Source organism: Burkholderia sp. KCJ3K979 (genome assembly GCF_016759955.1).
Taxonomy (GTDB): domain Bacteria; phylum Pseudomonadota; class Gammaproteobacteria; order Burkholderiales; family Burkholderiaceae; genus Burkholderia; species Burkholderia orbicola.
This window is the reverse complement of the sequence record NZ_JACFYV010000199.1, coordinates 1-12269: the sequence shown is the minus strand read 5'-3', so window position 1 is coordinate 12269 and position 12269 is coordinate 1. Positions and strand designations below refer to the sequence as shown.

The window sequence follows — 12269 nt, the reverse complement described above, 5'->3', positions numbered from 1 at the left end:
CGCCAGTTCCACGAACAGCACGCGCTCGTGCGCGCGGCTGCGCACGCCGTGCGCGACGCGCACCGCAAGACTCGTCTTGCCGATGCCGCCCGCGCCGACCAGCGTGATGACCGGCGTGCGTTCGAGCATGTCGACGATCTGCGCGATTTCGGCGTCGCGCCCGACCAGCGGCGCGAGCAGCGACGACGCGCAGGCATCCGGCAGCGCCGCGACCGCCGGCGGTACGGCGACGGCCGGCGCTTCGGCCGCGGGCACGAGATCCGGGCCGGGCGACGCGCTCGCGACCAGCAGGTAGCCGCGCCCGGGCACCGTCTTGATCAGATCGCGGCTCGCGCCGAGCGCCTTGCGCAGCGTGGCCACATGCACCTGAAGCCGGTTTTCCTCGACGATCAGGCCCGGCCAGACCGCGTCCATGATGTCGTCTTTCGACACGACCGAACCGCTCGCGCGGTGCAGGACTTCGAGAATGTCGAGCGCGCGCGCGCCGATGCGCAGCGACGCGCCGTGGCGGCGAATGTCGCGTTGCTCGAAGTCCACCGACAAAGTTCCGATCTGAATCATGGCCGCCTCCGGGTTCCTCGGGATGGCTGGCGAATGAACGCGGCAGTTCACCCGGCAGGAAGTCCGCGTCCGGCGCACCCTTGCACCGGACGAAAATGTCGAATTCCGGACCGAGTGTAGATGGGCATGCCGTGAAAATCTTGAACGAAAATGCGCTGCCCGAGCATCTCGCACGGACGCGATCGGCACGATCACTTGCGTGTAAAAGTAGGGCGCTATACTGTGCCGGGCCGCGCGCGCAGGCCTTGCGCCGGGGTACGCACCACCGCGCACACGTATTGAAAGCAATTTGTCAGGATGGCAAGCGGACGTTTATGCAAATTCATTTTGAACATTCGCGTGCGCATCTAAACTGGACTCGTCATTTCACGCTCAGAGTCCCTCGCTGGGGAATTCCATGTCAGACACCGTCATCGCCGCGCCGGTGGCATCGCCTCCGCGGCGGCCGAAAGACACGCTCGGCTGCGTGTCGAGCCTGCTGGCGAAGGATGTCGAGACGACATCCGGCGGCCTGAAGCTCCATCGCAAATGCATGCGCGAAGCGCACGTCGAACACATCGACATGCCCGCGTGCGACCGCGGCTTCCTGATCGGCGTGTCGCTGACCGGCGGCCACCGCCGCACGTTCTATGGGCGCGCCGGCGCAAGCGAGCGCCGCTTCCAGCATCACTCGATCTACATTCGCGACTTCTCGCGCCATTTCCGCGCCGACCTGTACGGCCACTTCGACTTCGTGCTGGTCGAGCTGCCGCATGCGTATCTGGCGCGTATCGGCCCCGAGCACGGCGGCAGCCCGGTCGACGGCCTCACGTGCCGCGTCGATGCGCGCGACCCGGTGCTCGGGCATCTCGCGCACGCGGTGGCCGACAGCCTCGACACACCCGGCCCGCTGAACGCGCTGTTCATCGAACAGGTCGGGCTCGCGATGGGCGCGCATCTCGTGCGCCGCTACGGCAACGCGCGCACGCGCGAACTCGAGCACAAGGGCGTGCTGTCTCCCGCGAAGGTCGCGCTCGCCAAGGAGTTGCTGATGGAAAAGGCGGACCTCGGCGTATCGATCGAGGAAGTGGCCAACGAATGCGACCTGTCGCGCGGGTATTTCATCCGCGCGTTCTCGCGCACCACCGGCCGCACGCCGCACCAGTGGCTGCTCGAACAGCGCGTGATGCGCGCACGCGAGCTGATCGAGACGTCCGACATGACGCTGGCCGACATCGCGGTCGCGTGCGGCTTCGCCGACCAGAGCCATCTGAACCGCCTGTTCGCGCGGATCGTCGGTCATCCGCCCGGCGCGTGGCGGCGTGCACGGTCGCGCTGATCCGCCGCCCGGGTGCGTCAACGCGCTACTGCCCGCTTTCCTGAAGCGATCGATCTGTCCCATATTCAGTGTCCGCGTAACGTCGCGCGGATCGTGCCGCATGCCAATCGCAATGCCGCCTCGGTGGGCGGCGTGTCGGCGAGGCCATCGAGCACCGTGAAATCGTGAATCGTACCGAGGCAGCGAACCGCGCTGACGCGAACCCCGGCGAGCATCAGCTTGCGCGCGTAGGCCTCGCCGTCGTCACGTGCGACATCGTTTTCGGCCGTGACGATCAGCGCGGGCGGCAGGTCTTCGAGATCCGTGTAACTCGCGTTTAGCGGCATTGCGATTGTTTCGCCGAGGTTGTCCGACGGAAAGCGCGTCCGTGCACGCATGCCCGTGGTCTGCGTGGTCAAGCTCGGACCGCCCGCATATCTCGCTGCCGAGGCGCCCGCCGTGCTTGCGGAAAGCGTCGGACACAGCATGATCTGAAGCGCGATACGGGGGCCGCGGCGCGCCTTGACGAGCAGCGCGAGGGTGGCGACGAGATGACCGCCCGTGCCTTCGCCCGCGACGACAAGGGCGCCTCCGTCGAGATTCAATGCACGTGCGTGCTCGTGCAGATGAACGAGCGCGGCGAATGCCTGCTCGTTTTGGGTCTGAAAGCACGCAGCGGGCGCGGACGTGTAATCGACCAGTACGACGGCCGCCTCGGCATCGGTGGCGATCCTGCGCGCGAGCCGGTTGTCGCTTTGGCCACCCGCGAAGCTCGCGCCGTCCGGCAGGAAGAGCACGGCGGGCAGCGGAGTGGGCGCCGCCTGCGGCGGTCGCACGATCCGTATCGTGAAGCCCGGATCCGCAGCGCCCGCTGTCAGCGCGATTTCTTCGGCGTGTATCGCGTCCGTCGCATCGCCGTTTGCCCATTCGCGCAAACGCTCTGCCGGAAACCCTGCCTCGGCGGCATGGTCGACGAACGATTGCGTTTCCGCATCGAGAACCGGATACGAGTCCGCGGATCTGATCAGGCCCGGTGCGGCGTCTTCGGGCAGACGGGCAGACGTGAAATCGTTCATGGCGCAGTTTCCGATGAGTGAGCTTGCTTGTCGATCCGGCACCGTTGGCCGTCGACAGAACACATTTTCATCGGATTCCCGCACGAGCCACAGTTAAGCGTTGCTAAGAGGCGTTAAGCCCATGTCCAGCAACGCGTTCAGGCTACCGACGCGCGCATTGAGCCGGTTTACCGTCGCTTCAAGTCCGCACACCGCGCGTTGCCGCAACCTCCTGCAAATGCACCTGTAACCACGACGGCGTGTCCGCCCGTCCCGCTTCGATCAATGCGTTTGCGCTCGCTGCGTCGCCGGCGCGCGCGAACACTTCGAGTTGCATCGGGGTGGCGTCTGCCGGCGTGACAGGTCTGCCTTCGTGAATGGCCTCGAAGCCCTCGCCCCATTTGTCCCAATATGCGAGTCCGCGCCGGCGCGTGCGCTCGCGAAGCCGCGCGGTCCATTCGCGCGCGAGCGCCACTTCGCCTTCCCATGTCGCGACGGCGATCGAGCCGATCGCGAGCCCATAACAGACGGTCAGATCGTGATCGATCGCGAGCGCCTCCGTCGCGCAGTCGCGCGCGAGCGCCATCGCCGCGTCGGTCTCGCCCTGCAGCCACAGAATGCGCATCAGAATGGAAATCGCAGCGATATGCGCGTCGACCTGCGCGTGATTCGCGTGCGTCGCGCGCACCGGATCCTTGTCGCGCGCCATCACCGCTTCGATCAACGCGCGCGCGATAGCGTGGTCCCCGAGGAAGTGATGTGACAGCGCGCACATCCGCTCGCCGGTTTGCGTCGTCGAAAAATCGCCCGTCCGTGCGGCGGCAGCGCGAAACGCACGCGCATGTTCGAGGCTTTCCGTGTACGCGCCCGCGAGCGTGTGATGCGCCCACACGCCCCACAGCATGCGCAATGCGAGCCGGTCGTCGCCGAGGCGCTGCGCGGCGGCCAGTGCGGCGTCGAACGCGTTCGCCATCGCCGCCGTCGGCCCACGCGTGTGCCACAGCGCGTGACCGTACGCGCCGAGCAGCTCGATATGCTGCGCCTTGCCCGCCAGATCCGAGTTTTCCGCCGCGGCAATCGCGCGCTCGGCCATCCGGAGGAACTCGTGAGGGAGCGACAGATGAAACCACAGCGGCGCCGTCGCGATCAGCAGGTCGATCGCGAGCTGCGGTTCGCGATCCTGCGCGGCCGCCCAATCGAACGCGGCTCGCACGTCGTCGATTCGCTGGCTGTGAATCGCAAGCCACTGGCGCGGCGCCTTGCCTTCCCACGCCGCCACGGGGTCGGCAAAGATCGCACAGCAGTACAGCGCATGGCGGCGGCGCGCGTCGTCGAGTTCGTACGCCTCTTCAAGTCGCATATATGCGTAATGGCGCGTCGTGTCGAGCAGTCGATACGGATGGTCCGGATCGTCGATCGCGCAGGCGATCAGCGATTTGGCGATCAGGCCCGTGACGGCGTCGAAGGCGGCGAGTTCATCGACGTCGCCACCGGCCGCGACAGCCGCGGCGGCATCCATGCCGAACGCGGCCCGCATCACCGAGAGGCGGCGCAGCACCTGGCGCTCCTCCGGCCGGAGCAATTCATAGCTCCAGTCGAGCGTCGCGCGCAGCGTCTGTTGGCGCGGAAGCGCCGTGCGGCGGCCCTGCGTGAGCAGCGCGAAACGGTCGTCGAGCCGCGCTGCAATCGAATGCACGTCCATCAGGCCGACGCGCGCCGCCGCAAACTCGATCGCGAGCGGGATGCCGTCGAGCCGTCGGCAAATATCGATCACGGGGCCCAGATTCGCGTCGCTCAACGCGAACCGGTCATTGGCGGCGCGCGCGCGGTCTTGAAACAGCGCGATCGCCGGGAACTGCACGGCATCGTGGAGGCTCACGCCTGCGCCGGTTTCGGGCGACGGCAACGCGGCGAGGCGATGGACGGATTCGCCTTCCGCGCGCAGCGGCTCGCGGCTCGTGACCAGCAGATGCACGCCGGACGCGCCTTGCAGCAGTTGCTCGGCGAGCACGGCAACGGCATCGATCAGATGCTCGCAGTTGTCCAGCACCAGCAGCACCGGCGACGCCCCGAGCGCCTGGATGAGATCGGGTACCGGATCGCCGCTGGAGACGGCAACGCCGAGCGCCGACGCGATCGTACTGGCCGCGCTCGCGGCCGCGGAAACCGGCGCGAAATTGACGAACACGGCGCGCATGCCGGTGCGCTGGGCGAAGCGATGCGCGATGGCGACGGCTACCGTCGTCTTGCCCATGCCTCCCGGGCCGGCGATGGTGAGCAAGCGCCGCTCGGGCAAGTGGTCGGTCAGACCTGCGATGACGTCCTCGCGGCCTATCACGCGAGCGAGCGTGACCGGTAGACCGCGTGAACCGCTTTCGGACCCGTTGGAAGGCTGGGCGGCGTGCGTATGGGGCCGTGGTGCGGCAGGGTCCACTGCTTCGGCACGGGTAACGGGCGCCGCGAAACGATAGCCGCGTCCGGGTTCATTGACGATGTAACGCGCACCGTCCGGTCCGTCACCGAGCACCTTGCGCAACGCCGACAGATGCACGCGCAGCGCGCCTTCCTCGACGACGTTGTCCACCCAGACGCTGTCGCACAGATTGCGCGTCGAGACCAGCGCGCCCGCCTGCTCGACGAGTACGACGAGAATGTCGAGCGCGCGGCTGCCGATTTTCAGCGGCGTACCGTCCTTGAGCAGGATTCGCTGCGGGAATTGCAGCGTAAAAGGGCCGAACGCGAGGCTGTAAGGAGCGGTCATCGAGAGCGTCATCGCGCGGGTTGAGTGTCGGCCGAGTCGACCAATACGGTGCGCTGGGCGCGCACACTGACGCAATGGCAGCCAATCATTACTCAAAAGCTCAGTACGCGCCCTTAAAAGATCTTAAAAAAACCCGCTTTGTTACAGCCGACGACGATTGGCAGTGCTCCGGGCGCCGACTTAGCAACGCTTAACAAGTCGTAACTGGCCCGATGCGCGTCTGCCCGCCAATATGGCTCCATGCAAGCCAATCAATGATCGGAGGTCGATATGGAGCGTCTGAAAGCACTGGAGGTATTCAAGGCAGTGGCGGACCACGGCAGTTTCACGCGGGCAGCGGACGCCACCAATCTTGGCGTACCGTCGGTGAGCCGCGCGGTGCAGGATCTCGAAACGATGCTCGGCGTGCAGCTCTTCAACCGGACCACGCGCCGCGTCGCGTTGACCACGGCGGGCCATGCGGTACTCGAGCGCGTCACGGGCGTCCTGTCCTCCTATGAAGACCTCGCGCGTACCGGCAGCGACGAAGCCGGCGATTGCGCGGGTAACGTCCGCATCGAGGTGCCGGCAATCTTCGATACCGCCCGCCTCACTTCCGTCCTGGTCCGCTTCATGCGCGCCTGGCCGAAAGTACGGGTCGACGTGCGGCGCGTCGATCACCTGGCCGATACGCTCGGCGATCTTGCCGACCTCGCGATCGTCGTCGGTCGCTCGGCGCCGTCGTCGTGCATCGCGCGATCGCTCGCGGCCGTGCCGCTCGGGCTCTATGCGAGCCCTGCGTGGCTCGAACGGACCAACGATCTCGCTCACCCGCTCGATGTGCCTGCCGAAGCTTGCCTCGCGACGGGCGCACAGCATTCGGTGTGGACGGTCAGCCATCAAGCATCCGGGGAGAGTGTGACGCTTGCCGCGCGCGCGGCGCTGCGCACGAATTGCCCTCATGCGCTTCTCGCGGCGGCCGTCGACGGCGAGGGGCTAGCGATCCTGCCCAACCCGCTCGCACAAGCGGCGCTCGATCGCGGCGAACTCGTGCGTGTGCTCGATGCGTGGCAGGTGGCGCCACTGGAAGCCTGCCTCGTTTACCGGTCCAGACGCAATCTCCCCGCGCGGGTGCGCAAATTGACCGAGTATTTGCTCGACGCCTTCGGCGAACAGCGTGACGAGATTGGCGCAATGGCGGCTGTACCGAACATGGCCCGGATGGCAGCGACGCAGGCGACGCTCACGCCGTGCGCAGCTTGATGAAGATTGTGCTGATACGGATGCAGGGGAAACGACGGAATGATGGTTGATTTTGCTGGATGTCTGCTGGATGTGTCGTCGCGGTATCTCGGACTCGCGATCCAGAACCGGACGGTCGTGGCTTACGTCGACGCTGGACCAGGACACGCAACGCGCGTGAGCGATTCACATCGTGGCGCGTCGTCCTCCAGAATGCCGCAGCATGCGCATGCCGCCACGGAGGTGGCCTCGCCGATGCAGCCGGCCCGTCAGAGAAGCGATGTGACGGCCTTCGTGTGCGATGACGAAGAACGCCGGCTCGTCACCGCACCGGCGTCGCGTCGTAGTTGACCGGCACCCAGTCGTATTGCGCACCCTCGCGGCGCAGGTGGCCAAGCCCCGGAAACGCGATATGCGCGGCGCCGACGAGATAGCGTCGAGCGGCAACGCGCTTCAGCGTGTCCCGCCGCGTGCGGCGGGCGGCGCCGGCATCGCTGTCGTACTGGACCGTCGCGTCGACGTCGCGCAACTGGATCGCCGCCACGTGCACGATATCGCCCCACGCGAGCAGGCCCGCGTTCCCGCTCTCGATCAGATAAGCCGTATGTCCCGGCGTATGGCCGGGCATCGGCACCGCGCGAATGCCGGGCGCGAGCGTCGCTTCGCCGCGAAACGTCTTGAAGCGGCCGGCCGCGACGTAAGGCGCGACCGCCGCGGCGGCCGCATCGAAGAACGACGCGAGGAACGCCGGCGCCTGCGCCTTGTTGGCGGGATCGAGCCAGTACGCGGCCTCGACGGCGTTCACGCGCACGACGGCATTCGGAAACGTCATCGCGCCATTCGACGCAATGCCGCCGACGTGGTCCTTGTGCAGGTGCGTGAGCAGCACTTCGTCGATCTGCGCGGGCGCGTAGCCGGCCGCGCGCAGGTCGTCGAGCAGCTTGCCGCAGCAGTCGCCGTACAGCGTGCCGGCGCCCGCATCGACGAGAATCCGCTTCGATCCGGTATCGACGAGGAACGCGTTGATCGACCCTTGCACGGGCGGCTCCAGGAAGGCGCGATCGAGATCGCGCCGGATCTCGTCCTTCGAGATGTCGCGGAACACCGTGTCGACCGGAAACGGATGAGTGCCGTCGGACAGCGCGATCACCGTGAAGTCGCCGATCTTCTGCCGATAGAAGCCGGGCGGCTGCCGGCCCGCGGCAGCGGCTGGCGTGGTGGATTGCGTTTCGGGTTGCGCATTGGCGTAGACGTCGGGCTGCACGCCGGCCTGCGCAAACGCCGCAGGCGCCAACAGGCCCGCGCACCCGGCCACGATCAGCAAACGGGCCGCTTGCGCGACGCACGCGTGTTGGAACAGGTTCTTCATGCGATCTCCGTGACGAACCGTGCGCGCGCCCGGCCACGAACGGACCGACCCGTGCAACACGCGATGTCGCGCAGCTTATCGGGCGCCGTGGCGAAAATCCTGAGCGTTGCCTGAATTGTCCTGAAGAGGCGGCACGCGCGCGCGGTCCCCGCACCGGCCGGCGCTAGAATGCGATCCGCATGCAACGCGACGTTGCAACCCGCCCAAGGACGACCCCATGGACAAATTCTCCGCGCTGCGCGCATTCGTCGAAGTCGCGGAAGCCGGCGGCTTCTCGAGCGCGGGGCGCCGGCTCGATCTCGCCGCTTCGTCGGTCGTGCGCGCGGTGGACGCGCTCGAGGCGTCGCTCGGCACCGTGCTGCTGAACCGCACGACGCGGCAGGTCACGCTGTCCGACGCGGGCGCCGTCTACTATGCGCGGGCGAAACGCGTGCTCGGCGAACTCGCCGATGCCGATGCGCTGGTGGCCGACCGCGGCGACGCGCCGTCCGGCCCGCTGCGCGTGTCGGTCCCGGTCGCCTACGGACTGCGCCGCCTCGCGCCGCACGTCGCCGCGTTCGTCGCGCGCCATCCGAAGCTCGACCTCGACCTGCAGCTGACCGACGAACGCGTCGATCTCGTGTCCGCCCGAATCGACGTCGCGATCCGGCTCGGCGACGCCGCGCCGACCGCGGAAGTCGTCGCGCGGCCGCTCGGCACGTTCCGGCGCTACGTGGTCGCGAGCCGCGCCTACCTCGACGCGCACGGCACGCCCGCGACGCCGGGCGAGCTGGTCGATCACGCGTGCCTGCGCTTTCATTTCGGCGTCGACCAGCAGACGTGGACGTTCGTGGGCGCGCAACGCACGACGCAGGTCGTCGTCACCGGGCGGCTGAAATCGAACCACAGCGAAGTGCTGCGCGAGGCCGCGCTCGACGGCGCCGGCATCGCGCTGCTGCCCGACTGGCTGGTCGATACGGACCTCGAAGCCGGCCGCCTGCAACGGCTGTTCGATCAATACGACGTGACGCCGGGCTCGGCGCGCGCGGTGATCACCGCGCTGTACCTGCCGAACCAGCGCGGCTCGAAGCGCGTGACCGCGTTCATCGATTTCGTCGAATCGCTCGCCCGCGCACAGCCCTGATACGGGCGGCGCGGAGCGATGCCATGCGTCACCAGCCGAACTTCGCTTCCATCCCGACGTAGTCGGCGTTGCGCGCGCCGAGTGCGCGAATCGACGAGCCGAGCTGGAAGTGCACGGCCTCGAGCGCGAGCGCGACGTTCGCGTTCACGAGCCAGTCGACGCGCGCCTGCGCGTACATCCCCGTCCACGCGCCGCCCTTGCCCGCCGTGCCCGGCACCGCCGACATCCCCTGCCCGTAGATCGCGTCGGCCGTCGTCTGCCGCCACTGGAAGCCGACGGCGGTGAGCACCGTCACCGAGCTGGCCGGCTTGAACGTCAGCGACGGCTTCACGTGGATCAGGTTGCTGTACCCGGTGTAGCCGGCGAGCGTGAAGTAATAGCCGTTCGGAAACATCGGGTTGAACGTGCCGACGCGCCGGTCGCCCGGATGCGCGTCGCCCGATGCACCGTCGACCTGGATGCCGATGCGCGGCGTGCCGGCCGTCTTCGCGAACGTGTAGCCGCCCAGCGCGCCGAACGCCCACGCGCCGACCGTGTCCTGCCCGACGTGACCCGTCTGAAGCATCGCCTCGACGTCCCAGTCGAACCCGTCGGTCTTGCCCGCGTAGCGCATGTCGAACACGTCGCGCCGCTCGGTGCCGGACGCATCCGGATAGCGCGCGTTGTCGCGCGTGTAGCGCGACCAGTACGCGGACAGATCGCCGGGCCCCGTGCCGGTGCGCTCGACGCGCACGCCGTCGAATCGCAGGTGCCGGTTCGACACGTCGTCGAACACGGCCGCATTGCGATACTGCACCGGGCGCGTCACATAACCGATCAGCCGCCATTTGCCGATTTCGTAATCGGTCCACAGTCCGTCGTACGCCTGCCGCACGTTCGGGCCGTCGCGCACCGACACGAAGCGCTGCAAGTCGAACGCCATCTCCTGCCGGCCGATCCGCGTCTTGAACGTGCCCGGCCCCAGTTGATCGACGTACGCGACGAACGCCTGTTCGATATCGAGCTGATCCTTGTCGACCGGGCCGACCGTGTCCTTGCCGAACGGCCGCGCATCGACGAACTGCACGAACGCCTGGAAGTGCCCGCGATAGCGCAGGTCCGCATGCACGTTCGCGCGCTGGATCACGTAATTGTCGTCGTGCGCGGCGCCGAGGCCGAACAGCGGCGCGTTGTTCAGTTCGAAGCGCTCGCGCAGGTTCGCGCCGAGCGACAGGTAGGTCGACGGGTCGTCGCCGAGGCGTATGTATTTCAGCGCGTCGAACGGCTTGCGCGGCACGCACGGATTCGCGAGCACCGACCAGTCTTCCTGCCAGCGGTTGAACGACACCGTCGGGCGTTTCGCGGTGCACGACGCCGCGGCGGCAGCCGGCGACGCGACCGCGCCGGCCGCCGTCACACCGGCATCGGCCTCCGCGCCGACGGCCGACCCCGCATGCAACGCGGCGCCGCCCGCCAGCACGACGCACGGCAGCGCGCCGCGCCACGATCGCTTCATCGGCCGGCGCACCGTCATTTCGACCGCGCGTGGATTTCGGCGACGTAGCCGCCCGGGAACTGCACGAGCGCCGCGTCGCGGCCGTCCGACTTGAACGGCGGCACCAGCACCGTCACGCCCGCGGCTTCGGCCTGCTTCAGCGTCGCGGCGAGATCGGCCACTTCGTAGCCGGTCATTTCACGCCCGAACGGGTACGGCAGGTGACCGTCGGTCGCGAGCACGGTCATCTTGCCGAAGCCCGATTCGATGCGAATGCGGCGGTACGTATCGTTCGGCCGGCCGATCTCGATGCCCGGCGCATGGCGCACGTCCGACACGATCTTGCCGTGCGAGAACGCGGCGAAGTTGCGTGCGAGCTTGCTCGCGCTTTCCGGCGACACGTACACGCGATTCTCCGGCACCGTCTGCAGCGCGTCGTAGTTCGGCGCCTGCGTATGCCAGTACAGCTGCATGTTCACGCCGCCCGGCCAGCGAACGATCGCGTCGCGTCCGATCGGGTCGGGGAACGTCGACACGACGATGTCCGCGCCATGCGCGCGCGCCGACTTCACCGCGACGTCCATGTCGGTCACGAGATAGCCGGTGCGTTCCTCGCAGAACGGATACGGGATCGGCGTCTTGAAACCGAACACCGAGATCGTGCCAACCGGCGTCAGCACGAGCTGCGACATCGTCTGGCTCGGCGTCGGCGTGACCTGGAACACGCCCTGCTTCGACTTCTTGCCGCCGAAGGTCGCGACGAAGCTGTCGGTGAAGCGGTCGAAGTCTTCGGGGGCGACGCACACGTGCGTCGTGTCGTACTGCGGGCCGACCGCAATGGCCGGCGACCGCGCCGCGGCGGCCGGCGACGCGATGTCGTCGAGGTGGGTTTCGTCGGCGAACGCCGGCACGCCGGCCAGCAGCGCGGCGAGCACGGCCGACGACGCGGCGGTCATGCGCAGCAGATTGCGCAGGTTGAATGAACTCATTGGTTTTCTCCGTGATGTTGACGCGCGCGGCCTGGCGCCGCGCGCGGATTCTGATTCAGCGGGATGCAGGCGACTCATCCGGGCGGCCCGGACGACAGGCAAGAAACACGCGCACCGCGAGCGGCAGCGTGCGGACCCACGCGGGGGTGCCGTAGACGGGGCGCGTCGTCATGTCAGACCGCCCAGCACGAGCACCCGAACGCGCCCCAGAAGCCCTTCGCGTCCGACGTCGGCAACGTGCGGCCCCACGCGCCCGCGTGCGCATGCTGGTGAACGTTGCATTCGTTCGCGCAAGCGCACATCGCGGCGGCCGCCGCGCGTTGCAGCGGCGCGCCGTCGCGCTGCGTCGCGCCCCAGCCGCCATAGCCGCCGAATTCGCGCACCGGCGACCAGTCCGGCATCGCCGGCGGGATCGGCGC

The 12269-nt window shown here is 67.9% G+C and carries 9 protein-coding genes and 1 pseudogene; 3 read left to right on the top strand and 7 right to left on the bottom strand.

The genetic code is table 11. The features are described from left to right. Positions 1-561, bottom strand: a 561-nt coding sequence (locus tag H3O04_RS28665) for a winged helix-turn-helix domain-containing protein (protein ID WP_202588954.1), incomplete at its 3' end; no start/stop codon positions are given. Positions 562-958: 397 nt separating this feature from the next. Between H3O04_RS28665 and H3O04_RS28660 the strand changes: the two genes are divergently transcribed. Continuing rightward, complete coding sequence (locus H3O04_RS28660) at positions 959-1879, top strand: helix-turn-helix domain-containing protein (protein WP_006481372.1); 921 nt, start codon at positions 959-961, stop codon at positions 1877-1879. Positions 1880-1944: 65 nt separating this feature from the next. Here H3O04_RS28660 and H3O04_RS28655 read toward each other — a convergent pair whose 3' ends face one another. Continuing rightward, positions 1945-2934 (bottom strand): alpha/beta hydrolase fold domain-containing protein, encoded by a 990-nt coding sequence (locus H3O04_RS28655; RefSeq protein ID WP_023477858.1) that lies wholly within the window; start codon positions 2932-2934, stop codon positions 1945-1947. A gap of 178 nt (positions 2935-3112) precedes the next feature. After that, positions 3113-5674 (bottom strand): winged helix-turn-helix domain-containing protein, encoded by a 2562-nt coding sequence (locus tag H3O04_RS28650; RefSeq protein ID WP_202588953.1) that lies wholly within the window; start codon positions 5672-5674, stop codon positions 3113-3115. 270 nt (positions 5675-5944) lie between these two features. Between H3O04_RS28650 and H3O04_RS28645 the strand changes: the two genes are divergently transcribed. After that, positions 5945-6916, top strand: coding sequence for a LysR family transcriptional regulator (locus H3O04_RS28645; RefSeq protein WP_006481375.1), 972 nt, complete (start codon positions 5945-5947; stop codon positions 6914-6916). A 301-nt stretch (positions 6917-7217) separates the two neighbouring features. Here H3O04_RS28645 and H3O04_RS28640 read toward each other — a convergent pair whose 3' ends face one another. Further along, on the bottom strand, positions 7218-8264 hold the full coding sequence (locus H3O04_RS28640) for an MBL fold metallo-hydrolase (RefSeq protein ID WP_202588952.1): 1047 nt from the start codon (positions 8262-8264) through the stop codon (positions 7218-7220). Between the two features lie 217 nt (positions 8265-8481). Here H3O04_RS28640 and H3O04_RS28635 point away from each other — a divergent pair, with 217 nt between their 5' ends. Beyond that, on the top strand, positions 8482-9387 hold the full coding sequence (locus H3O04_RS28635; protein WP_011545679.1) for a LysR family transcriptional regulator: 906 nt from the start codon (positions 8482-8484) through the stop codon (positions 9385-9387). Positions 9388-9415: 28 nt separating this feature from the next. On the opposite strand, the gene H3O04_RS28630 is transcribed toward H3O04_RS28635, so the two are convergent. The 3 genes and pseudogenes from H3O04_RS28630 to H3O04_RS28620 all read right to left on the bottom strand — a co-directional run. After that, a complete protein-coding gene (locus H3O04_RS28630) occupies positions 9416-10882 on the bottom strand; it encodes an alginate export family protein (RefSeq protein WP_034175615.1) in 1467 nt (488 codons plus the stop codon). A 14-nt stretch (positions 10883-10896) separates the two neighbouring features. Further along, positions 10897-11850 carry a VOC family protein gene (locus H3O04_RS28625; protein ID WP_006481379.1) on the bottom strand — a complete coding sequence of 318 codons (954 nt, stop codon included), beginning with the start codon at positions 11848-11850 and terminating at the stop codon, positions 10897-10899. Between the two features lie 173 nt (positions 11851-12023). Then, positions 12024-12269 (bottom strand): annotated as a pseudogene (locus H3O04_RS28620) (amidohydrolase); the annotation flags it as partial.